Here is a 21,102-nt window from a genome sequence, read left to right on the forward strand (position 1 = left end):
ACAGTCAGCGCACCGCCTCGCGGTGAGCACCGGGCAGCCGGGTGGCTATCAGCTTGTCGATGCGGCGGCCGTCGAGATCGACCACCTCGAAGCGCCAGCCTTGCGCGTCGACGCGTTCGCCGGTCGCCGGCAGATGGTGCATGTGTGCCAGCACATAGCCGGCGACGGTCTCGTAGTCGCGGTTTTCCGGCAGGTCGATGCCGAGAATGTCGGCCATCTCGTCGGCCTGCATGTAGCCGGCGAGCAGCCATGAGCCGTCCTCGCGCTTGACCGCGTTTTCCTCATCGCCGGCATCGGTGTCCGCCCGGAACACGCCGGTGATGGCTTCGAGGATGTCGGCCGGGGTGACGATGCCTTCGAAATGTCCGTATTCGTCATGCACCAGCGCCATCGGTACGTCGGATTCCTTGAGCTTGGAAAGCACATCCAGTGCGTCGGCCTGATCGTAGACGATGGGTGCGGCGCGCACGTGCCTGCGCGGGTCGAGCACGCGACCGGCAAGCATTGCCGCCAGCACGTCGCGCGTCTGGACGACACCGACCATGACATCGACGCCGCCGTCGCCGGCCGGCAGGCGCGAATGCTGGGTTTCCATCAAAAGCTTGCGGATGGCCGCCTCGTCGGATTGCAGATTGATCCAGTCGACCTCGGTGCGCGGCGTCATCACCGCGCGCACGGCGCGGTCGCCAAGCCGCATGACGCCGGCGATCATGCGCCGCTCGTCGGATTCGATGGTGCCGTGATGCTCGGCCTCGGCGACCAGCATCTTGATCTCCTCGTCGGTGACCTTCTCCTCGCTTTCGCCGCGCTGGCCGAGCAGCCACAGGATGGCGCGGCCGGAGAAGTCGAGCAGGAAGACCAGCGGCGCCGAGACGGTTGCAAGGATGGTCATCACCGGAGCGACCCTGGCGGCGACCCTTTCAGGGTCACGCAACGCGATCTGCTTGGGCACCAGCTCGCCGACGATCAGCGAGAAATAGGTGATGATGGCAACGACGATGCCGACGCCGAGCGGATCGGCAACGGTCTCGCGGATGCCAGTCAAGGCCAGGAACTGCGCCAGCCGCTCGCCGAGCGTGGCACCGGAGAAGGCGCCGGACAACACACCGACCAGGGTGATGCCGATCTGCACCGAGGACAGGAACTTACCGGGATTCGAGCCAAGCTCAAGCGCACGGCCGGCGCCATTGACGCCGCGGTCGATCATCGCTTTCAGCCGGGCTGGGCGTGATGAGACGATGGCAAGCTCGGACATCGACAAAAGGCCGTTCACGCAGATGAGTACGACCACGATAGCGATTTCAACGTATAGCATGAGCGGTCAATAGCATTGCCGCGCGGTCTTCGAAAATAGTCCGGCGTGTTTTTTGAGAAATGACCGGTATTTCGGTCAGGCGGCATCAGCGACGGTGAGGGACCGTCAGGGATTTGGCATTGGTCTGAAGGGTCCGAAAAAGCCCACGACCAGCGACAGCTTTCCCTGCTTGGAAACGCGGCACATATCCATGCTGTCGGCACCTCGAAATCCGTTTTCGCCTCTCTGCACCCAGCCAAAACGCAGGAAGTCATGATGGACATCGACCGAGGTCGTTCGTTCGAGCCAGAAGCCCGGACGGGCTTTCACGACCTGATCGATATGATGGAGCAGCGCCTCGGCTCCGGAGATATGCACCGTCGGATCGATGTATGTGCCTTCCGGTTCGAATGAGGCGAGCAACAGCCGGCGACGCTCTTCAGGCTCCGGGTCGAACCAGGCCTTGCAGTAGCTATCCACCACACTTTCCGCGTCGAACATCAGAACCTCCCTTTTGAAACCGCCGGATCGTCTCAGCTTGCAGGGCCCGCGCGATCTACTGTTTGAGCACGCCGACAATCGCCTCGCCATCGGTGAAATAAGGGTCGCCGCCGCCATTGCGTCCGGTGGTCGTTGCGCCAATGCCTGCAATGTCGCCGGTCGAAATCAGCGTGCCGGCGGTAGCCAGATCGCGCATCAGGAAATCGCGTTCGGCGTCGATGTCGGGGCCGATATGGTGGGTGACAGCGCCGGTGTCGTGGCTGAGGCCAACGCCGCGATCGAAGCTGGCCGAGCCCAGCCACAGCGGCCGGCCGTCATCGCCGGTCGCACCGGTCTGCCAGAAGCGGACATGATGACGCCGGTCGGCGCTGAGGCCCTCCGGCTTTTCGAAAGCGAGATCCTGGGCGTGGCCGTCGAACAGCAGCCGGCTGACCGGCGCATCTGGATAGGGATGGTCGAACAGCACGCTTTCACCGATCTCGACCGCGGTCTTCAGGGTCACGGCGTCGGCGGTGTCCCAGCCGGCGACGGCGAAGGCATGGACCACCTCCTTCTGCGTGCCGACAAGGCCGACATTGATGGGGTCGCCGGGAATGCCTTGCGGCGTGTGCGTCACCATCTCGAAGCGTTGGGTGCGAAAGCCGCGATCGCGGAATGTCCAGAATTCGGGTGCTGCGAGATAGGCGAGCGCCAGATAGGCGGCCAGGAAGGCCGCCACCCAGATCGTGACGCGTCGCCGAAGGCTTCGTTGGCTCATGAATGCCGCTCAAACGTTCCGGCATCACTTTAGGCGGTGTCGTGGCACTTCGGCAAAGGGCACCCAGCATCGACCTAGCGGCAGGCGCGATAACCGTTCTTGCGGTTCTTAATGTCGAAATGGAAATGGTTGCGGTGGTCGTAATTATAGCCGGGGCCAAGCACGGTGGTGAAATACTGGCAGCCGTCGGCGCGCACATTGTTGAGGAAGCCGCGGGTGCGGAAGGCGAACAGGCCGGGCTTGCGCACGTCGATGTCGTCGCCATTGTTGAGCTCGATGCTCATGACGTCGAGCGCATTGCCTTTGCCATGCTCCGACAACACGCCTTCGCCGGCAATCCTGCGGCAGGAATAGCTGGAGCCCTGGTGGATGGTCTTGACGCCGGAGAAATAGCGCCAGCGGGCGGAGGGAACGAGTTCGTTCTTCGTCCAGCCGGCAAAGGTGGCGGCCATGTCGCAGGTCAGCGTCGCGGCGGGCTTCATCTGGATGTTGCCGATGGCCGAAACCTTGACCGGATAGTCGATGCCGCACTGGCCTTCGTGGATCGGCGCCAGGTCGGTGAAGGCAACGTCGAGGCGCTTCAATTGCTGACGGCAATCGGTTTCGCTGGCAGGCATCTGCTCGACCGGCGACATCGGTTCATCCATGCGCGGATAGGCGGCCTGCGTCATGTAGGGGTTGGATGGAACAAGCTTCTGCATGCCTGCGTATTGCGGCACGGCCGCCGTCTGGGAGCCGACGTCGACAGCCGGTTCTAGCGACAGCACGCTGCCGGTGTTGCAGGCCGAAAGCGCCGCAAGGGCAAGGCCGGCGACCACCATCGCAGCGCGTTTTGATAAGGGCACAACCATCGCGGCGGCGCGAAATGTCCCGGCCATCGGCGGAATCCTATTCCCAGATCTCCGGCATTTTAACGATCAAGGGTAAAGGAAAACTCAGCGCCCGCGTTCATGCCTGCGGCCGAATTGCGGCACGCGGTCCCGGCCAACCACGCTCACTGGCAAAACGTCCCGCCATGCCGGCGCGGTTCGAGATCGAGATGAAAATGCAAGGAATGATCGGAATCGGCGCCCGGTCCAAGCACGGTCTTGAACGGCCCGCAGGCGGCCTTGCGCACGGCGGTGAGGAATTTGGCGTCCTGCTCCGGCGGCGCCGGGCCGACCTCGATCTTCTTGCCGTCCGATAGCGTGAAGCCGGCGATATCGAGCGCGTTGCCGAAGGCATGTTCCGACAGTTTTCGTGTGCCATTGCGTGGCCGGCAGACAAAGGCCGATGCCTGGCTGATCGATTTCAGATCGGCGCCGAAATCGGCTTTCGCGGCCGGCTGGATGACATTTGCCGCAAAACGCGCGGCCACCTCGGCCATCGGGCAATTGAGCTCGGTGCCCGGCGCGATGGCGATCGACTTGCCGAGTGTCTTGAGCACGATCGGGTAAGGGATCGAGCAGCCGATTTCGGGATTGCTTTCCGCCTTGTGCTCCTCGAATTCGACGCCAAGCGTCTTCAGCCGTTCGCGGCAGGCGACTTCCTCGGCGGGCATTTTCCCGTCGGGCCGGTCAGCCGAGCGTGGATCGGGCAGCATCTTGTTGTCGCCTGCATCGGCGGGCTTTTGCGGCGGCTGCGGGACGACGATCGGAGGCTCAACCTCGGGCTCTTCTTCGATGTCAGGTTTCGGTGTCGGCGTCGGCGCAACTGCCGGCGGCTCAGGCTCGCTTTGCGTATCGGCTGACGGTTCCGAGGTCGACGGCTCGGGGCGTGCCTGCTTTTTCTGATGAGATTTTTCTTCATTGAACCGGTCGGGTGCTCCGGTTGTCTCTGGACCTTCCGTCTTCTGCTCGTCCGTCTTTGCAGCGTCGGCCTTCGGAGCGTCCGCCGGGCGTGGCCCGGGTACCGGAATACCGGGCCCGGGCACCGGAATACCGGGCCTGGGCACCGGAATACCGGCAGGCGAGGGCAGCTGTTCCTGCGTTTTCTGCTGTGTCTGCTTCGGTGTGTGCTGCCGTTTGCCCCGCGATTTCAGGCGCTGTCCACCCCGCGGTGTCAGAGGCTGGTCGGCCCGCGGTGTCAGCGGCTGCTCCACCCGCGGCGTCAGCGGCTTGTGACGACGATGGCGATGTCGGGCGTCGGCCGGCATCACCAGCAGAGCCGTGACGGCCATGATCAACGCAATCCTGCCTGTTCGGGAAATGACAATCGACCCCATGGCCCTCAACGGCGCTGACGGCGGGAGGTTGCCTTGGCCGCATCACGAACGGTAACCACGTCGTTACGCGCCGATCGCTTCCAGGCCTTCTTCCAGCCAGTCGGCAAGCAGCGGCATGCCAAGCAGGTATTTTGCGGTGCGCTTGTTGGCGCGTTCGCGCGCCGTGGCAAGCGCGTCCGCCCATTCGGTGGCGTCGTAGTCGCCACGACCGACCCAGGCCAGCGCGATCAGTTCGGCTGCTTCATCGACATTCAGGTCGTTGATCAGCTCGCGCAGCTCTTCCTCGGTGAGATTCTCGGAGCTTTCCTCGGCAAGGCCGTCATGGTGATGGCTGGCATGGGACTCGCCATCGAGTTCGACCTCGTGCTCCGCGCCGTCGGCATAGTCTTCGTTGACGGCGGCGCTCAGCGCCTTGGCCTTGAGGATGAACAGGCGCACGGTGTCGGGTCCGATCGAAAGCTCCCAGTCCTTTTCAAGCCGCCGCTGCACGAGCAGTCTCCCAAGTGCCGAAATCCTGGCCGATGATAGCGGATTTGCGGCATCCGTCACCTGATGTTCTCCGGCACGCATTTTTACGGGATGAAACGTAAGCCGCCCGGCGTTAGTGTGGCATTCTCACCCCTCAAGGAGGCTTCGATGCATAAAAGAATGCTGATCCAGGCGGCGACTGCCCTTGTCGCACTGCAGTTCCTTGCCGTTCCGGTGTTCGCCGCCGGCAGCGGTGGCGACACTAATACGACTACCCAATGCAAGAAGGGCATGGTCTGGGACAAGCAGAAGAAGAAGTGCGTCGCGCCCCAGGAAGGCATGCTGGACGACGACAGCATCTACTATGCCGGGCACGACCTGGCGATGGCCGGGCGTTATAACGAGGCGATCGCCGTGCTCAGCCTCGCCGCCAACAAGCAGGATCCGCGCATCCTCAACTATCTCGGCTATTCGCACCGCCATTCCGGCCGCGTCACCGTCGGCCTCGGCTATTACGAAGAAGCGCTGCGCATCGATCCCAACTACACGCTGGTGCGCGAATATCTCGGTGAAGCGCATCTGCAGATCGGCGATCTCGCTGGCGCGCAGCAGCAGTTGATGGAGATCGAGAAGCGGACCGGCAAGGGCTCGCGCGAATACGGCATGCTGGCTGAGCAGATCGACCATTTCATGCGGAGTTGAACAGGGCCCAGGGCTATTCGAAGCGGCCGTGAGCGATCGCGGCCGCTTTTTTGTTACCCCTCACTCTCATTGGCCGCCCCCGACTGATGAAAGCGGGGATGATTTTTGCAAAACCGATTTTTGGGCGTGAAAAACCCGCGAAGATTGCTATATTCGGGGAAATTGCGGTGACACGGTTCCGTTAGCCCGAGGCTGTCGGACCGTTTTCTTTTTGTACCCATCGACAAGGCTTCCCCCGAAACGCGGGGGTGGCAGCAGGAAAGGCAGGCATCATGAACAAGGTCCCGATGACAGGCGAGGGGTTCGCGTCATTGAAGGAAGAACTGCGCTGGCGCCAGCAGGAAGAGCGGCCGCGCATCATCGAGGCGATCTCCGAAGCGCGCTCGCATGGCGACCTGTCCGAGAATGCCGAATATCATGCTGCCAAAGAGGCGCAGAGCCTCAATGAGGGCCGTGTAAACGAGCTTGAAGATTATATCGCGCGCGCCGAGGTGATCGACGTGAGCAAGCTCAGCGGCGACAAGGTCAAGTTCGGCGCCACCGTGGTGCTGGTCGACGAGGACACCGAGGAAAAGAAGACCTACCGGATCGTCGGCGACCAGGAAGCGGACGTGAAGTCCGGCCGCATCTCGATCTCCTCGCCGATCGCCCGCGCGCTGATCGGCAAGGAAGTCGGCGACGCCATCGAGGTCAACGCGCCTGGTGGCGCAAGGGGTTACGAGATCGTCCAGGTGCAGTTCATCTAGGACCTTTGATAATTCTACTCTGGCGGCCGACTAGCGCGGTTTTCTGCGCTTCCGGTGCGTACTTTAAGTATGCCCCAGAACGAATTCTGAAAGGTTCTATGCCGGCGCTTGTGACCTAAGGGCCAGCAGCCTGTCAGCCTCCGTCATCACATCAGTCGGCGCAACACGCCCTCCACGTACCGCCAAAAGCGTCGATGCATAGGGTCCGCGTGGGCCGGTGAGGCCTGGCTCGGTCGCCAGGAACACCGCAACTGTCGGCAGGCCGAAGGCGCTGGCGAGGTGGGTCAGCCCGGTGTCGGCGCCGATGACGAGCGTCGAGCGGCCCAAGATGGCGGCGATCTCGCCCAGCGGTGATTTGGGCACCACGACAGTTGACGGAACAGCGCTGGCGATCGCTTCGGCCACGGCTTTTTCGCGGTCGTTCGACCAGGTGGTGACCGGCGTCATGCCGCGATCCACAACGAGGCGGCAGGTTTCGATCCAATCCTGGATGGGCCATTTCTTGTCTTCGCGGCTGGTGCCGTGCAGCAGGAAGGCGGTTTTCCCGGCGATGCCGGCCAGAGTGCCGGCCGGCGGCACAATGCCGGAGGCCAGCGTCGAAAGATCGGGCTGATAGCCGAGCGCCAGGCCGAACAGCCGTCGCGTCCGTTCGATGGCGTGCAGGTCGCGTGGCACGGCATAGGTGACGTCGTAGAGCAGCGTCGCTGAAGGTTCGCGCGCACTGGAGCGGTCGAAACCGGCAATCGGCGAGCCCGCCTGTCTTGCCACCAGGGCCGATTTCAGCAGGCCTTGCGCATCGATGACCAGGTCGTAGCGGCAATCGCGCAAGGTGCGGCGCAAGCCGGCCGCTTCGCGCCAGGTGGCGCCGTCGAACAGCGTCTTGCGCCAGCGCCGGATGGCGACCGTGTGAATTCTGTCGATCGCCGGGTGCAACGCCACGATGCCGGCGAACGCCTCTTCGACGCACCAGTCGAAGGTCACGTCCGGTCGGTTGCGGCTGGCATCCTCGACGGCCGGAAAGGTGTGGATGACATCGCCCATCGACGATGTCTTGACGATCAGCACCTTCATGCCGCGGCCGGGATTTCCAGCAGGCGGCCCGCCGCCGCCGCGACCTGGCCGACTTCAAGCGTCTTCAGGCAGTTGAGGTGGCCGAGCGGGCAGATTTTCTGGTGGCATGGCGAGCACGACAGGCCAAGCCAGACCAGCTCCCGATGTTCGGCCAGCGGCGGCGTGTTCTCAGGCGAGGTCGAGCCATAGACGGCCACGATCGGCGTGCCGACGGCAGCGGCGACATGCATCAGCCCGCTGTCGTTGGACACCGCGAGCCTTGCGGCAGCGATCAGATCAATGGCGTCCTCCAGCCGCGTCTGCCCGGCGAGGTCGACGATGCCAGGGGCAAGTGCTGCGATCTCCGCCGTCACGTCGCGGTCGTTCTTCGAGCCGAACAGCGCGACCTTCAAGCCTTTGTCCATGAAATCGCGGGCAAGACCGGCATAGCTTTCGCTCGGCCAGCGCTTGGCCGGGCCGAATTCGGCGCCGGGCATCAGTGCCGCGAATTTTTGCGGCGCCAGGCCGAAACGGTCGAGCAGATCAACCTGGTTTTTCGTGTCCACGGTCAGCCGTGGCGCCCGGAAGCTGCCGCCCTGGGCGAGGCCGAAATAAGCCTGCGCGGTGCGTCGTTTGATGCTGTCGGGCAGCGCTACGATGTCGGTCAACAGGCCATAGCGCATTTCGCGCAGATGACCGACACGGCGCGGAATGCCGGCAAAGAACGGGATCAGCGCCGATTTCCAGCTTCCTGGCAGGATGTAGGCCACGTCGTAGCGGCCGCGCAGCAAGCGGCCGAAGCGGCGGCGATGGGTGAATTCCAGAGCGCCGGGTTTGAGCGGAAAGTCGATCTGCTGGCGGATTTCGGGCATGCGCTTGACCAGCGGCGCGGCCCAGGCCGGCGCCAGCACATCGATGGCAGCGTTGGGATGCAGCTCCTTCAGCGCCGAAAACAGGCACTGCGCCATCACCATGTCGCCCACCCAGCGTGGGCCGATCACGAGGATCGTTGGGCTTTCAGCCATTCGACATAGTCTCTGACACCGGTTTCCACTGTCCGGAATTGGCCATTATAGCCGACCGTGCGCAAATGGGACATATCAGCTTGCGTAAAGCTCTGGTAGCTGCCCTTGAGGTGGTCGGGGAATTCGATGAACTCGATGTCACCCTTGCCCAGCGTATCGATCACCGTTTCGGCGATGGCGCGGAAGGGCTGGGCGCGGCCGGTGCCGCAATTGAAGATGCCGCTTGAGCCGCGCTTCCACAGCCACATATTGACGTCGGCGACATCGCCGACATGGATGAAATCGCGGCTTTGTTCGCCAGGCCCGAAGCCGTCATAGGCGCCGAACAGTTTCGGGTTCTCGCCGCGTTCGACCTGGTTGAACAGATGGAAGGCGACCGAAGCCATGGCTCCCTTGTGCGCCTCGCGCGGGCCGTAAACGTTGAAATAGCGCAAACCTGCGACCTGGGAGTGGTCGGTATCGAACACCGTTCGCCTGACATAGTCGTCGAACAGCTTCTTGGAATAGGCGTAGACGTTGAGCGGCCGCTCGAGCGCCGGGTCCTCGCGAAACTCCGAGCCGCCGCCATAGACGGAAGCCGAGGAGGCGTAGAGGAAAGGCACGCGCAGCACCTGGCTTGCATGCAGCAGCCGTTTCGAGAAGGCGTAATTCACCTCCATCATGAATTTGCCGTTCCACTCGGTGGTGGTGGAGCAGGCGCCCTGGTGGAAGACGGCCTCGATGCGGCCGAGCGAACCTGCCTCCATGCGGGGCAGGAAATCGTCCTTGTCGAGATAGTCGGCGATCTGCAAGTCGGCGAGATTGGCTGTTTTGTGGCCGTCGGTGAGGTCGTCGACGACAAGGATGTCGTCATGGCCTTCGGCATTCAGTGCGGCGACGATGTTGGAGCCGATCATGCCGGCGCCGCCCGTGACGATGATCATGTTGCTGGCCCTGATACGCGTTTCACTTGCCGATTCCGGCCCTTATAAGGGAGGCAGGGTGGGCTGTCGATAAAGCAGGCAGTGGTCGCCCGATCGCCATTTCTTATGCTTGTCTGTTTTGTCTATTTTGTCTATTATGTGTAAAACGGAGTGGCCTATGAAGCGCTATCCATCGACCGATCTGAAACAGAATCTTGGAGACGTGCTCGCGGCAGCCAGCCAGCAGCCTGTCTCCATCACTCGTCACAACAAGCCGAGATACGTCCTGATGAGCATAGAGACCTACGAAGCTCGCTTCGTCAACGATAGCCGCCGCGTCTACGCGACCAAAGACGCCCCACCCGAACATGTCGAGATGCTTGAAGAATACATGGTGGAGTTGGATGGTGATTAGACCCATCGCCGCCGACGTCTGGAGATATCCATATCTGTGGTATCGCCAACACGGAGACGGCGAGACCGAAGGCCGCAAGACACGGCCTGTCGCCTTCGTGGCCGTCCTTCCTGGGAAAGCCGGCGGTACGAATCTCTTCATCCTTGCAATCACTTCCACGCAGCCGGGCCGCGATCGCATTGCCGCCAGCATCCCGGAAATTGAACGCCGCCGCGCAGGCCTCGACCCTATCCCTCTTTGGGTCATCGTCGATGAGTACAACCACGATATCCTAGAAACGTCAGCCTATTTCGAACCGGGTGCGCGCATCGGCGCATTCAGCCCATCATTCCATAAGAAAATCATGTCCGCTTTTATCGCGGCTGTCCGCACGGGTCGGTCCAAAGCCATCCCGCGAGCGGACTGAACCGACAGGACAGAGGCATGATCGTGAGGGACCAATAATGCCGTCGACCGAACTGCTCCTGGCGTTCTTCGCCACCACGGCGATCTTCGCCTATATTCCGGGCCCGGCCATGCTCTATGCCGCCGCGCAGACGATGGCGCGCGGCCGCTGGTCCGGGCTGACGGCGGCACTTGGCATCCATCTGGGCGGCTATGTGCATGTTTTCGCCGCCGCCGCCGGGCTGTCGGTGCTGTTTCACGCCGTGCCGACGCTCTACATGGCGGTCAAGCTGGTCGGCGCGCTCTATCTGATCTGGCTCGGCGTCTCGCTGTTTCGCAAGCGCGTGGAGGGCGATGTGGCGCTGCCGGCGATCGAGCGCAAATCGGCACGACGTGCCTTTTTCGAGAGCATCACCGTCGAGGTGCTCAACCCCAAGACGGCGATCTTCTTCATGGCGTTCCTGCCACAGTTCATCGATGCCTCGGCGGCATTTCCGGTCTGGCTGCAGTTCGTCGTGCTGGGCACGATCGTCAATCTGATGTTTTCTTCGGCCGATGTCGTCTGCGTGTTCCTGGCGGGTGCCGTGATTGGCCGCTTGCGGCGTTCGAGCCGTGCCCAGCGGCTGATGCAGCGGGCTGGCGGCGCGGTGCTGGTGGGGCTGGGCGTCCATGTCGCCTTGCAGAAGAGCTGACCGGGCCGTCGCGGCCATGCCTTGCCGTTGCGCTGCACGGATTTGCGGTATATCGGCTTCGCCATGAACGACCGGCCTCGTAAATCGAGCAAGGTAACCTATCTGAGATCGACTTTTCCCGCGCGCCGCAGATGACATGATCAAGCACAATCCGCCTTCCCCCGAACCCCTGCACCGCGCCATTGCGCGGTTCGGCCAGGCTACCGTGCTGGTGGTCGGCGACTTCATCCTCGATCGTTTCGTCAACGGCGTCATCGAGCGGATCTCGCCGGAAGCGCCGATCCCAGTGCTGCACGGGCGCGGCGAGACCTCGACGATGGGCGGCGCCGGCAATGTCGTGGCCAACATCGTTTCGCTCGGTGCTACCGCTGTTCCCGTCTCGGTGATCGGCACCGATGTGGCAGGCGACAGCCTGGTGCGCATGCTGCGGGAACTTGGCGCCGACACGGCGGGCCTCGCGCAAGAGCGCGGCCGCATGACCTCGTCGAAGAGCCGTTTCAGCGCGCTCAACCAGCAGGTGCTGCGCTTCGATGAAGAGGAGATCAAGCCGCTCGGTGCTGCGGAGCGCGCCGGTCTGATCAGGCATTTCCGCGCCGCGCTGACGCGCGCCGACATCGTCATCCTGTCCGACTACGGCAAGGGCATCCTGCTCGACGGTGTCGCCGCCGACCTGATCGCCATCTGCCGCGAGGCAGGAAAGCCGGTGCTGGTCGACCCGAAGGGCCGCGACTATGCGCGCTATGCCGGGGCGACCGCCATCACCCCCAACCGCAAGGAGCTTGGCGAGGCCGTCGGCCATGCGGTGTTCGCCGATGACGAGATTGTGGCTGCAGCGCGCCAGCTGATTTCGGCGCACGGCTTCGACTTCGTCGTCGCGACGCGCAGCGAAAAGGGCATGAGCGTGGTCGGCCCGACCGAGGCGCGCCACATCGCCACCCAGGCGCGCGAAGTGTTCGACGTTTCGGGCGCCGGCGACACGGTGATCGCGAGCTTCGCGCTGGCGTTGGCCGTAGGCGCCGATACCGTCATGGCTGCTTCGATCGCCAATGCCGCCGGCGGCGTCGTGGTCGGAAAACGCGGCACTGCCCGGCTGACGGCCGAGGAACTCACCGGCGCGCTGTTCCGCTCACATGGGCCGACCGCCCACAAGGACGCCATCCTCGATGCCACATCGGCCGCGCGCATGGTGGCGGCGTGGAAGGAGGAGGGCCTCAGCGTCGGCTTCACCAATGGCTGTTTCGACATCCTGCATGCCGGCCATGTCAGTCTCTTGCACGCGGCGCGCAGCCAGTGCGACCGGCTGGTGCTTGGCCTCAACAGCGACGCCTCGGTGCGGCGGCTGAAGGGCGCCGGGCGACCGGTCAACGACCAGCACGACCGCGCATGCGTGCTCGCAGCCCTTGCCTCGGTCGATGCGGTTGTGGTGTTCGAGGAAGATACGCCGCTGGCGCTGATCGAGGCCTTGCTGCCCGACATACTGGTCAAGGGTGCCGATTACACGGTCGACACCGTGGTTGGCGCCGATGTGGTGCAGAAGGCTGGCGGACGCGTCGTGCTGGTCGATCTCGTCGCCGGCAAGAGCACCACCGGCACCATTGGCAAATTGCGTGCCGGCGGCGCGACAAACTGAGGTTTTCATGTCCGACTTGAACGATTACCTGGTCCGCTCGGCGGCAGCGATTTCCGCCATGGTCGAGCGCGACCTGACCGGCGAGATGGAGCGGGCGGTGAGCGCCGTGGTGACGGCGCTTTCGTCGGAGAAGGCCTTGCTGATTGCCGGCAATGGCGGCTCGGCGAGCGACGCCATCCACATCGCCGGTGAACTGGTCGGCCGCTTCCTGAAGGAGCGCAAGGCCTACAATGTCATCGCGCTGCCGGCCAACGCAGCTGTGCTGACTGCCTGGGGCAATGACTATGGTTTCGATACCGTGTTTTCACGCCAGGTCGAGGCGCATGGCTCGGCCGGCGGCGTGCTTTTGGCGATCTCGACCAGCGGCAATTCGCCGAGCATCCTCGCCGCGGCCGAACAGGCGCGGATGATGGACATGACGGTGATCAGCCTGACCGGCGACACCGGCGGCAAGCTGAAGCCGCTGACGGACATCTTGCTCAACGTGCCGTCGACCTCGACGCCGATCATCCAGCAGGGGCATCTGTGCCTCTATCATCATCTGTGCGAGGTGGTCGAAGCGCGCCTCAGCGATGGCTGACCCCACGACGTCTGGCCGCCGCTATCCGCTGGCGGAGCCCGGCCTATGGGTCGAGCGGATCGGCCGGACGGTGTTTCCGGCTGGCACGCCGGCGCTGTTCCTCGACCGCGACGGCACCATCAATGTCGATACCGGCTATCCCGATGATCCGGCCGAAATGATGCTGCGCGAGGATATCGCCGAGGTGATCGCCGCCGCCAACCGCGCCGGCATTCCCGTCATCATCGTCACCAACCAGTCGGGCATCGCGCGCGGCTATTACGGCTGGGGCGATTTCGCCGCCGTCAATGGCCGCGTGCTCGACCTGCTGCGCGCCGACAACGCATCGGTGGATATGGTCCTCGCCTGCGCCTATCACGAAGCGGGCTCCCGCCCGCTTGCGATCGCCGATCATCCGATGCGCAAGCCCAATCCGGGCATGCTGCTGGAGGCGGCCAAACGGCTCGAGCTCGATCTGCAGCGTTCGCTGATCGTCGGCGACAAGAAGGCCGACATGGAGGCGGGACAGCGCGCCGGCCTCTCGCAGGGCTGGCTGGTCGACGGGCAGGCGGCTGTTCAACCGGGCTTTACGGTCAGGCCCTGGCGCGACCGCGAGGATTTCGGCCGCCTGCTCGCCGCGATAGCGGCACTTGGCGCCGTGTCGGGCGAGCCGTGATGGCTCACACCGGATCGTTGTCTCGCCAAGCCTCATAAAGCTTGGCCTCGGTGGCGAACGAATACACCATCACCATCATCGAATAGACGAAGCCGTGCCGGCCGCACAGGAAGTAGCGCTTAGCCAGGTAGAACTTCAGGAAGTTGCCGAGCGGCGACAGCACCAGTTTTATCAGGCCGGGCTTCTTGCCCCGTTCGACCAGCGTGGCAACCTTGAGGCTGGAATAGGTGTTGGCCCTGGCAAGGTCCTCGGCGATAGTCATTTCGCGGCGGTGCAGCACCACGCCATTTTCAATCGTGCCGGTTTTGCCCGGCACCTCGAATGATTCATGGACCCGCAAGTTGAGGTCCATGGTGGCCTTGTCACGGCGGAAAAGGCGCAGCAGCCTGTTGTGCAGCACCCAGCGGTGCGCATAGCCATAGCCCTTCAGCTTGTCGCGGCGTCTTACGTACCACCCGTCGAAGGCATTATTGCGAGGCTGCGTCACGTCCATGATCGACCGCCTGAGCAGATCGTCGATGGCCTCGTCGGCTTCAATCGAAAGGCACCATGGTTGCGTGGCCTGATCGAGCGCGAATTGCCGCTGGCGCGGAAAACCGGGCCAATCGTTGTGAAACAGCCTTATTGGGTAGCCCTTGGCGACGAACTCCTGAACGACATCCAGGGTGCTGTCCGTCGAACCTGAATCGACGACGACGATCTCGGCGCAGAAGTCGACGCTTTCCAGGCACTGACCGATCATGTCGGCTTCGTTCATGCAGATGATGAGCGCCGAAACGGGGCTAGCAAATCGAGTCATGATCTCACCCCGCGGCACCCTGTTCTCGGAATTTGCGCTGGTTGCGCCATCTCTTTTTTAGCAATCCCGGACGGAAACCGTTACACATTTTTCCCGGAATTGCTCCAGGAAACCCACCAGAGCGGGCACGGCAAAACGATCCGGCTTTCTACACGAGAGGCTATCGAACGCCAAAGCGGCCCTGGTGTGGCGAAGCCGAGAATTCGCATCGCCGTTCGACCGGCTCAAGCCTGTGCGAACGAGACCAGCCCTTCGTCCTTGACCCGGCGGATGGTGAGCGCGGTGCGCACCGTGTCGACATTGGGGGCAGAGGTCAGTTCCTCGATGACGAAGGTCTGGAAGGCGCCGAGGTCGCTCGCCACGCAATGCAGCAGGAAATCGGATTCGCCCGACACCATCCAGGCGTCGCGCACGATCGGCCAACCTCGGGTGCGCTCGGCAAAGATGCGCAGCTCGGCGTCGGCCTGGTGATGAAGGCCGATCAGGCAGAAGGCGACGACATCGAGACCGAGCGCCGGCGCGTTGAGCAAGGCGCGGTAGCCACGGATGATTCCGGCTTCCTCCAGCCGCTTGACGCGGCGCAGACATGGCGGCGCCGAAATGCCGACGCGGTTCGACAGTTCGACATTGGTCATGCGGCCGTCGCCCTGCAGTTCGCGCAGGATCTTCCAGTCGATGGCGTCGAGGTCGGCCTTGAGCGGCATGAGGGCTCTCGAGAAGTCAGCGGCAACGCGCAAGAATCTTGCGTGATTTTGTAATTAAACGACTTCGCTGTCCATTCCATCCCTCGCCCGGAATTTTTCGGGATCAAGCGGGGGTAGGGTGCGACAAAGCTTTCCGGGGACGAACGCCAACTTGCCTTGCTGGCGTCGTGGGCAACACTTACATTACGCGCGATAGCGACGAGTTTTCCATGCCGTAATTGCCGGCAGCCCTCCACAGAGGCTTTAGATGACCACCAAGCACGCGCCCGTTCTCATCATCGGATCCGGCCCGGCCGGCTATACGGCGGCGGTCTACGCCGCCCGCGCCATGCTGAAGCCGATGCTGGTCGCTGGCCTGCAGCAAGGCGGCCAGCTGATGATCACCACCGATGTCGAGAACTATCCCGGCTTCGCCGACCCTATCCAGGGTCCGTGGCTGATGGAGCAGATGCTGAAGCAGGCCGAGCATGTCGGCACCGACATCATCAACGACATCATCACCGAGGTCGATCTCAACGTACGGCCGTTCCGCGCCAAGGGCGATTCCGGCACCACCTACACCGCCGACGCGCTGATCATCGCCACCGGCGCGCAGGCCAAGTGGCTGGGCATCCCGACCGAACAGACCTTCATGGGTTTTGGCGTCTCGGCCTGCGCCACCTGCGATGGTTTCTTCTATCGCGGCAAGGATGTCGCGGTGATTGGCGGCGGCAATTCGGCGGTGGAGGAGGCGCTCTATCTGTCGAACCTCGCCAAGAGCGTGACGGTCATCCATCGGCGCAGCGATTTCCGCGCCGAACGCATCCTGCGCGAGCGGCTCCTGAAGAAGGACAATGTCCGCGTCATCTGGGACACGATCGTCGACGAGATCACCGGCCGTCCCGGCAAGACGCCACTGCCGCCTTCGGTCGAAGGGCTGAAGCTCAAGCATGCGGTGACCGGCCAGGAAACGCACCTCAAGGTCGACGGCGTGTTCGTGGCGATCGGTCACGCACCGGCGGTCGAACTGTTTGCGGGCAAGCTGAAGCAGAAGCCGAACGGCTATCTGTGGACGGCGCCGGATTCGACCCGCACCGACGTGCCCGGCGTGTTCGCGGCCGGCGATGTCACCGACGACATCTATCGCCAGGCGGTGACGGCGGCGGGGCTAGGCTGCATGGCCGCACTCGAGGCGGAGAAATATCTGGCCGGTATCGAAGTGCACCGCCAAGCGGCCGAGTAGAGAGTTCAGAAAGCGGCTTAGAAACGCCGTGTAAAAGCCTGATTTTTCATTCAGACGCCAAACAGAACGAGGGGAATCATGGCGTTGGACTGGGACAAGCTTCGCGTCTTTCACGCTGCGGCGGAAGCGGGGTCGTTTACCCATGCGGCCGAGACACTGCATCTGTCGCAATCGGCGATCTCGCGGCAGGTCAGCGCGCTCGAGCATGATGTCGGCGTGCCGCTGTTCAACCGCCATGCCCGCGGGCTGGTGCTGACCGAACAGGGCGAAATGCTGTTCCGCACGGCGCATGACGTGCTGATGAAGCTGGAGACCATCAAGTCACGGCTGACCGAGACCAAGGACCGCCCCTCCGGCGTGCTCAGGGTGACGACGACGGTGGGTCTGGGCGCCGGCTGGCTGACCGAGCGGGTGCAGGAGTTCATCGAGCTTTACCCCGAAATCAGCCTGCAACTGATCCTCGCCAACGAGGAACTCGACCTCACCATGCGCCAGGCCGATTGCGCCATCCGTCTACGCCAGCCCCAGCAGCCGGACCTGATCCAGCGCCGCCTGTTCACCGTGCATTTCCACCTCTACGCGGCGCCTTCCTATGTCGCCAAGCACGGCAAGCCGGCTTCGGTCGCCGAGCTGAAGGCCCATCGCATCGTCACCTTCGGCGTGCCCGTGCCCGCGCATCTGTCGGAGCTGAACTGGCTGGAAACGGTCGGCGATTTCGAAGGCGGAAAAAGGGTGCCGACGCTGCAGATCAACGACATATTGTCGATCAAGCGCGCGGTGCAGGGCGGTGCCGGCATCGCCATGTTGCCCGATTACGTGATCAGCAAGGATTCCGACCTGGTGCAGTTGCTGCCGGAAACCGAAGTGCCGTCCTTCGACACCTATTTCGCCTATCCCGACGCGATGAAGAACCAGGCCAAGCTGCACGTCTTTCGGGACTTCATCATTGCCAAGGCCCGTAGCTGGTCGTTTTAAGGGGCATATCGATATTCAGGTGATGCGGCCTGACTGAACCTCAACATATCCCTGCGGCGGCGCTGCTTCAGCCCCGCCAGGGCGTCAGGCGAGGCAGCCAGCCCGGGACGTTGCGACGGTAGGTCTCGTATTCGGCGCCGTAGCGATGGGCCAATGTCGGCTCCTCGTAGAACCGCACGAAGGAGCCCATGGCGATCGCTCCGATGACGGCGTAGGCGACCAGCGTCCAGCTGGAGAATAGCAGCGCCTGGCCAAGAATGATCGACAGCACGGCGACATACATCGGGTTGCGGACATGGCGGTAGATGCCGCCGATCACCAGTCTCTCGGTCGGCGCGACCGGAGCGGGCGTGCCCAGGCCTTCGAGGGCAAAGCGGCCGAAGGCATGCAGGAGTGCGGCGATCGCGGCGACGATCAGGAGCCCGCCAACAGGGACAAAGCCCGGCAGGCTCGACCACGGCAAGCTCCAGCGATCGGTCAACAGCCAGGGCACCAGGCCGGCAACCACGCCGGGGGCTGCGATGAAGAAGGCCGCACTGCCGGCGATCGCCGAAAATGTCCGCATTGGCTGCTTCCTGCCTTATTGCCTTAGAAATGAACGCCTGCTGCCCGCTTCCACGTCATTGCGCAGTTTTGGCATTTCGAGCCGAAAACCAGCGACGATTGGCGATTCTGTAGTGGCAATCGCCCAGTTCAGCGCTCCATTTTGACGATTTTGCTGGTCCTATTGGGTCCTGGAATGGGTTAGACCACAGCCTGCGCCTTTTTGCATGCGTGTGTTGCAAAATAGATGCTTGTTTCTTGGGCATGATGAGCACATATATAGATCATCTCCTGGGCGCGTTCTCCTCCCATTAGCGCCCTCGAGTGTTCCCCTCTGGAGGTTAGCCTTAACAGGCACTTCCAATCAAACTCAGCCGGATCTTCGTTGATCCGGCTTTTTTGTTGCCTGTGCCCTGCTGGGGCGGCCAAAAAATCCATCAGAATTGCCACGTAACAGTGACATGTAACCTCGGGTAACATATCGCCGACGCCCGCGACCTGCTAAGTAGATCATAGGACGCGGTGTGGTTCGGACGGGAGATGGGGGCATCACTCGTACGGCCCGGGCTCAGGCGGCTACCGCGTCCGAACCGTTTCTCCGCCGAAGTTCGGCGGAACCAAATGCGGCGGACCTGCCGTTTTACCTCCCAAGGAAACGGTCCGCAAACAAAACGACGCCCGGTCCCCGCCGGGCGTCGTTTTCTTTTCTGCCCCTCGAACCGGGTTCGAGGGGCGTGTGATGGTGCTACGGGTCAGGCAGCCTTGCCGTTGGTGTTCATCGCGTCGTCGGCCAGGCGGCCGGTGAGTTCGGCCATGTGGTCGAAGACGGCGCGGTAGCTGGCAACGCCCGCCGTCGCGGAGCGCAGTTCGATGATCAGGTCGCCGATCTCGGCTTGCGGCATGGTCGCCTCGACGACATCCCATCCCGGCCAGTCAGGCCGCGCGTCATAGCCGAGGATCTGGCCGCGCCGCTGCGGGATGAGCGCGATGATCTTCGAGGTGGCGTCGGACGGCGTGACGATCTCGACCTTCATCACCGGTTCCAGCAGCACCGGCGAGCAGGCGGCCATGCCTTCTTTCATCGCCAGCCTGGCCGCCATCTGGAAGGCCATGTCGGAGGAATCGACCGCGTGATACGAGCCGTCCGACAGGTTGACGGCGACATCGACCACGGGAAAGCCGAGCGGCCCGGACTTCAGATAGTCGCGCACGCCGGTTTCGACCGACTGGATGTAGGTCTTCGGCACGACGCCGCCGGTGATGGTATCGGTGAACTGGAAGCCGGAGCCGCGCGGCAGCGGCTTGATCTCGATCACCACATCACCGAACTGGCCATGGCCGCCGGACTGCTTCTTGTGACGGCCGCGCTGCTGCGCCGGTTTGCGGATCGTCTCGCGATAGGGCACCGCGGGCGCATGGCCTTCGACCGGTATCTGGTTCTTGCCCTCCAGCCGTTCGCGCACGACGCGCAAATGCATCTCGCCATGGCCCGACAGCACGGTCTCGGCCGAGTCCTGGTTGTGGCGCAGACTGAGCGAAGGGTCTTCCTCGGCCAGCCGCTGGATGGCGGCCGACATCTTCACTTCGTCCTTGCGCTCCTTGGGGCGCAACGCGAAGGCGAAGACCGGCTGCGGCGGCTCGAACTCAAGCAGCGGCTTGATGCCGCCCTTGGCCGAACTCAGCGTCTGGCCGGTCTTGACCTCTTCCAGCTTGCCCAGCGCCACCGTGTCGCCGGCCTTGGCGATGGTGAGCTTAACCTGGTCCTTGCCAAGCATCCGGTAGATGCCGGAGACCTTGGCCGTATCGCCGCCGGGCAGCCAGAGTTCGGAGCCGTCGACGACCTGGCCGGAGAGGATACGCGACACCGACAGTTTGCCGCCATGCGGCGTGTGGATGGTCTTGATTACCTGGACCACGGTGGCCGCGCCGTCGGCTGCGCCGAGCCGCTTGCGGGTCGCCTCGATGTCGGGCGCGTCGTGACGGATCGCCTTCAAGAGGCGCAGCACGCCATTGCCTTTCTCGGCGGTGCCGATCAGCACCGGCGTCACCGCGCCGTCGCGCAGATCGGCGGCAAGGTCGTCGAAGACGGCGTCCTTGGGCGGCTCGATCTCTTCGAGCAACTGTTCCATCAACTGGTCGTCATGGTCGGCCAGCGTCTCCAGCATGGAGAAGCGCGCCTCAAGCTCGCGCGCCTTGTCGTCGCCCGGTATCTGAGCCACCTCGCTCTCGGCATATTCGCGATAGATGTAGGCACGTTCCAGCGCCAGATCGATCGAACCGATAACGACGCCGTCCTTGCGCAGCGGAATCTGGCGCAGTAGCAACGGCACCGAACTTGCCGGCTGCAGCATCTTCAGCGTGTCGCGCACGCCGGCGATTGCCTTGTCGACTTTGTTGAGAAACAGGATGCGCGGCACGCCGAGATCGTCGAGCTTGCGCATGATCAGCTGCAGGGCAGGGATCTTCTTTTCATCGGCCTCGGCAACGACCACGGCGAGGTCGCAGGCGGCCAGTACCGGTTCGGCCTCGAAGGAGAATTCGATGGAGCCGGGACAATCGACGAAAGTGATCTGCTCGCCCATGAATTCGGTGGTGGCGATTGTCGCCTCGACGCTCATGGCATGGGCGCGCGCCTCGGGCGAATGATCTGAAACGGTATTGCCTGATGAAACGGGATTTTGTCGGGGAATTGAGCCCGTACGGGCCAAGATGGCTTCGAGAAGTGTCGTCTTACCGCTTGCAAAGGGACCGACTATGGCAATGCATTTCGGTCCCGTGCGTCGTTCTCCGGCGCGAGTACCCATGACTGACCTCCACTCAGGCGTTTCCCGTAGGACCGACTGGCATGCATGGTT

The 21,102-nt window shown here is 63.2% G+C and carries 23 protein-coding genes; 10 read left to right on the forward strand and 13 right to left on the reverse strand.

Features of this window, described 5'->3' with window-relative positions:
* Positions 1-4: 4 nt before the first annotated feature.
* The 6 genes from NKI73_RS04635 to NKI73_RS04660 all read right to left on the reverse strand — a co-directional run bounded on the left by NKI73_RS04635 (position 5) and on the right by NKI73_RS04660 (position 5,244).
* Positions 5-1,315, reverse strand: a complete 1,311-nt coding sequence (locus tag NKI73_RS04635) for a hemolysin family protein (RefSeq protein ID WP_352627671.1) — start codon at positions 1,313-1,315, stop codon at positions 5-7.
* A 105-nt stretch (positions 1,316-1,420) separates the two neighbouring features.
* Positions 1,421-1,795 carry a hypothetical protein gene (locus tag NKI73_RS04640; protein ID WP_352627672.1) on the reverse strand — a complete coding sequence of 125 codons (375 nt, stop codon included), beginning with the start codon at positions 1,793-1,795 and terminating at the stop codon, positions 1,421-1,423.
* A gap of 55 nt (positions 1,796-1,850) precedes the next feature.
* The gene (locus NKI73_RS04645; RefSeq protein WP_352627673.1) at positions 1,851-2,552 is read right to left on the reverse strand and encodes an LssY C-terminal domain-containing protein; all 702 of its coding nucleotides are present in this window, start codon (positions 2,550-2,552) and stop codon (positions 1,851-1,853) included.
* A gap of 74 nt (positions 2,553-2,626) precedes the next feature.
* Positions 2,627-3,430 (reverse strand): extensin-like domain-containing protein, encoded by an 804-nt coding sequence (locus tag NKI73_RS04650; RefSeq protein WP_352627674.1) that lies wholly within the window; start codon positions 3,428-3,430, stop codon positions 2,627-2,629.
* A 116-nt stretch (positions 3,431-3,546) separates the two neighbouring features.
* On the reverse strand, positions 3,547-4,632 hold the full coding sequence (locus NKI73_RS04655; RefSeq protein WP_352627719.1) for an extensin-like domain-containing protein: 1,086 nt from the start codon (positions 4,630-4,632) through the stop codon (positions 3,547-3,549).
* 186 nt (positions 4,633-4,818) lie between these two features.
* Entirely contained in the window at positions 4,819-5,244 is a 426-nt protein-coding gene (locus NKI73_RS04660; RefSeq protein WP_352627720.1) for a DUF3775 domain-containing protein, read from the reverse strand.
* A gap of 147 nt (positions 5,245-5,391) precedes the next feature.
* Here NKI73_RS04660 and NKI73_RS04665 point away from each other — a divergent pair, with 147 nt between their 5' ends.
* Positions 5,392-5,925, forward strand: a complete 534-nt coding sequence (locus NKI73_RS04665) for a tetratricopeptide repeat protein (protein ID WP_352627675.1) — start codon at positions 5,392-5,394, stop codon at positions 5,923-5,925.
* 272 nt (positions 5,926-6,197) lie between these two features.
* Positions 6,198-6,671 (forward strand): transcription elongation factor GreA, encoded by a 474-nt coding sequence (greA, locus tag NKI73_RS04670; protein WP_095090920.1) that lies wholly within the window; start codon positions 6,198-6,200, stop codon positions 6,669-6,671.
* Between the two features lie 96 nt (positions 6,672-6,767).
* Here the strand turns inward: greA and waaC are convergent, their stop codons facing one another.
* The 3 genes from waaC to rfaD are packed head-to-tail and all read right to left on the reverse strand — an operon-like array spanning position 6,768 to position 9,669.
* Complete coding sequence (gene waaC / locus NKI73_RS04675) at positions 6,768-7,742, reverse strand: lipopolysaccharide heptosyltransferase I (RefSeq protein ID WP_352627676.1); 975 nt, start codon at positions 7,740-7,742, stop codon at positions 6,768-6,770.
* A complete protein-coding gene (waaF, locus tag NKI73_RS04680; protein WP_352627677.1) occupies positions 7,739-8,746 on the reverse strand; it encodes a lipopolysaccharide heptosyltransferase II in 1,008 nt (335 codons plus the stop codon). Before waaF ends, waaC begins: the two co-directional genes overlap by 4 nt.
* On the reverse strand, positions 8,719-9,669 hold the full coding sequence (rfaD, locus tag NKI73_RS04685) for an ADP-glyceromanno-heptose 6-epimerase (RefSeq protein WP_352627678.1): 951 nt from the start codon (positions 9,667-9,669) through the stop codon (positions 8,719-8,721). The genes waaF and rfaD overlap by 28 nt, the downstream gene beginning before the upstream one ends.
* Positions 9,670-9,826: 157 nt before the next feature.
* Here rfaD and NKI73_RS04690 point away from each other — a divergent pair, with 157 nt between their 5' ends.
* The 6 genes from NKI73_RS04690 to NKI73_RS04715 all read left to right on the forward strand — a co-directional run bounded on the left by NKI73_RS04690 (position 9,827) and on the right by NKI73_RS04715 (position 14,004).
* Positions 9,827-10,063 (forward strand): type II toxin-antitoxin system Phd/YefM family antitoxin, encoded by a 237-nt coding sequence (locus tag NKI73_RS04690; RefSeq protein ID WP_352627679.1) that lies wholly within the window; start codon positions 9,827-9,829, stop codon positions 10,061-10,063.
* The gene (locus NKI73_RS04695; RefSeq protein WP_352627680.1) at positions 10,053-10,469 is read left to right on the forward strand and encodes a hypothetical protein; all 417 of its coding nucleotides are present in this window, start codon (positions 10,053-10,055) and stop codon (positions 10,467-10,469) included. The genes NKI73_RS04690 and NKI73_RS04695 overlap by 11 nt, the downstream gene beginning before the upstream one ends.
* Positions 10,470-10,506: 37 nt before the next feature.
* Entirely contained in the window at positions 10,507-11,139 is a 633-nt protein-coding gene (locus NKI73_RS04700; RefSeq protein WP_352627681.1) for a LysE family translocator, read from the forward strand.
* A 136-nt stretch (positions 11,140-11,275) separates the two neighbouring features.
* Positions 11,276-12,769, forward strand: a complete 1,494-nt coding sequence (rfaE1, locus tag NKI73_RS04705) for a D-glycero-beta-D-manno-heptose-7-phosphate kinase (RefSeq protein ID WP_352627682.1) — start codon at positions 11,276-11,278, stop codon at positions 12,767-12,769.
* A gap of 7 nt (positions 12,770-12,776) precedes the next feature.
* Positions 12,777-13,349 carry a D-sedoheptulose-7-phosphate isomerase gene (locus NKI73_RS04710; protein WP_352627683.1) on the forward strand — a complete coding sequence of 191 codons (573 nt, stop codon included), beginning with the start codon at positions 12,777-12,779 and terminating at the stop codon, positions 13,347-13,349.
* Complete coding sequence (locus NKI73_RS04715; protein ID WP_352627684.1) at positions 13,342-14,004, forward strand: D-glycero-alpha-D-manno-heptose-1,7-bisphosphate 7-phosphatase; 663 nt, start codon at positions 13,342-13,344, stop codon at positions 14,002-14,004. Before NKI73_RS04710 ends, NKI73_RS04715 begins: the two co-directional genes overlap by 8 nt.
* Before the next feature lie 4 nt (positions 14,005-14,008).
* Here the strand turns inward: NKI73_RS04715 and NKI73_RS04720 are convergent, their stop codons facing one another.
* Both NKI73_RS04720 and NKI73_RS04725 read right to left on the reverse strand, forming a co-directional pair.
* Positions 14,009-14,803, reverse strand: a complete 795-nt coding sequence (locus NKI73_RS04720) for a glycosyltransferase family 2 protein (RefSeq protein ID WP_352627685.1) — start codon at positions 14,801-14,803, stop codon at positions 14,009-14,011.
* Between the two features lie 224 nt (positions 14,804-15,027).
* The gene (locus tag NKI73_RS04725) at positions 15,028-15,507 is read right to left on the reverse strand and encodes an Lrp/AsnC family transcriptional regulator (protein ID WP_352627686.1); all 480 of its coding nucleotides are present in this window, start codon (positions 15,505-15,507) and stop codon (positions 15,028-15,030) included.
* Positions 15,508-15,754: 247 nt separating this feature from the next.
* Here NKI73_RS04725 and trxB point away from each other — a divergent pair, with 247 nt between their 5' ends.
* Positions 15,755-16,729: a thioredoxin-disulfide reductase gene (trxB, locus tag NKI73_RS04730; protein WP_352627687.1), complete on the forward strand. Its 975-nt coding sequence runs from the start codon at positions 15,755-15,757 to the stop codon at positions 16,727-16,729.
* Between the two features lie 78 nt (positions 16,730-16,807).
* Positions 16,808-17,704 carry a LysR family transcriptional regulator gene (locus NKI73_RS04735; protein ID WP_352627688.1) on the forward strand — a complete coding sequence of 299 codons (897 nt, stop codon included), beginning with the start codon at positions 16,808-16,810 and terminating at the stop codon, positions 17,702-17,704.
* 67 nt (positions 17,705-17,771) lie between these two features.
* On the opposite strand, the gene NKI73_RS04740 is transcribed toward NKI73_RS04735, so the two are convergent.
* Both NKI73_RS04740 and NKI73_RS04745 read right to left on the reverse strand, forming a co-directional pair.
* A complete protein-coding gene (locus tag NKI73_RS04740; protein WP_352627689.1) occupies positions 17,772-18,269 on the reverse strand; it encodes a methyltransferase family protein in 498 nt (165 codons plus the stop codon).
* 730 nt (positions 18,270-18,999) lie between these two features.
* On the reverse strand, positions 19,000-21,051 hold the full coding sequence (locus tag NKI73_RS04745) for an elongation factor G (protein WP_352627690.1): 2,052 nt from the start codon (positions 21,049-21,051) through the stop codon (positions 19,000-19,002).
* Positions 21,052-21,102 lie beyond the last annotated feature (51 nt).

Source organism: Mesorhizobium sp. M0496, from assembly GCF_040321205.1.
Taxonomy (GTDB): domain Bacteria; phylum Pseudomonadota; class Alphaproteobacteria; order Rhizobiales; family Rhizobiaceae; genus Mesorhizobium.

Coding starts and splice junctions, on each gene's coding strand:
- trxB (WP_352627687.1), top strand. CDS start 15,755: ATGACCACCAAGCACGCGCCCGTTCTCATCATCGGATCCGGCCCGGCC.
- waaF (WP_352627677.1), bottom strand. CDS start 8,746: ATGGCTGAAAGCCCAACGATCCTCGTGATCGGCCCACGCTGGGTGGGC.
- NKI73_RS04720 (WP_352627685.1), bottom strand. CDS start 14,803: ATGACTCGATTTGCTAGCCCCGTTTCGGCGCTCATCATCTGCATGAAC.
- NKI73_RS04650 (WP_352627674.1), bottom strand. CDS start 3,430: ATGGCCGGGACATTTCGCGCCGCCGCGATGGTTGTGCCCTTATCAAAA.
- NKI73_RS04745 (WP_352627690.1), bottom strand. CDS start 21,051: ATGGGTACTCGCGCCGGAGAACGACGCACGGGACCGAAATGCATTGCC.
- rfaE1 (WP_352627682.1), top strand. CDS start 11,276: ATGATCAAGCACAATCCGCCTTCCCCCGAACCCCTGCACCGCGCCATT.
- NKI73_RS04695 (WP_352627680.1), top strand. CDS start 10,053: ATGGTGATTAGACCCATCGCCGCCGACGTCTGGAGATATCCATATCTG.
- NKI73_RS04690 (WP_352627679.1), top strand. CDS start 9,827: ATGAAGCGCTATCCATCGACCGATCTGAAACAGAATCTTGGAGACGTG.
- waaC (WP_352627676.1), bottom strand. CDS start 7,742: ATGAAGGTGCTGATCGTCAAGACATCGTCGATGGGCGATGTCATCCAC.
- NKI73_RS04645 (WP_352627673.1), bottom strand. CDS start 2,552: ATGAGCCAACGAAGCCTTCGGCGACGCGTCACGATCTGGGTGGCGGCC.
- NKI73_RS04710 (WP_352627683.1), top strand. CDS start 12,777: ATGTCCGACTTGAACGATTACCTGGTCCGCTCGGCGGCAGCGATTTCC.
- NKI73_RS04725 (WP_352627686.1), bottom strand. CDS start 15,507: ATGCCGCTCAAGGCCGACCTCGACGCCATCGACTGGAAGATCCTGCGC.
- rfaD (WP_352627678.1), bottom strand. CDS start 9,669: ATGATCATCGTCACGGGCGGCGCCGGCATGATCGGCTCCAACATCGTC.
- NKI73_RS04715 (WP_352627684.1), top strand. CDS start 13,342: ATGGCTGACCCCACGACGTCTGGCCGCCGCTATCCGCTGGCGGAGCCC.
- NKI73_RS04640 (WP_352627672.1), bottom strand. CDS start 1,795: ATGTTCGACGCGGAAAGTGTGGTGGATAGCTACTGCAAGGCCTGGTTC.
- NKI73_RS04740 (WP_352627689.1), bottom strand. CDS start 18,269: ATGCGGACATTTTCGGCGATCGCCGGCAGTGCGGCCTTCTTCATCGCA.
- NKI73_RS04735 (WP_352627688.1), top strand. CDS start 16,808: ATGGCGTTGGACTGGGACAAGCTTCGCGTCTTTCACGCTGCGGCGGAA.
- NKI73_RS04665 (WP_352627675.1), top strand. CDS start 5,392: ATGCATAAAAGAATGCTGATCCAGGCGGCGACTGCCCTTGTCGCACTG.
- greA (WP_095090920.1), top strand. CDS start 6,198: ATGAACAAGGTCCCGATGACAGGCGAGGGGTTCGCGTCATTGAAGGAA.
- NKI73_RS04700 (WP_352627681.1), top strand. CDS start 10,507: ATGCCGTCGACCGAACTGCTCCTGGCGTTCTTCGCCACCACGGCGATC.
- NKI73_RS04635 (WP_352627671.1), bottom strand. CDS start 1,315: ATGCTATACGTTGAAATCGCTATCGTGGTCGTACTCATCTGCGTGAAC.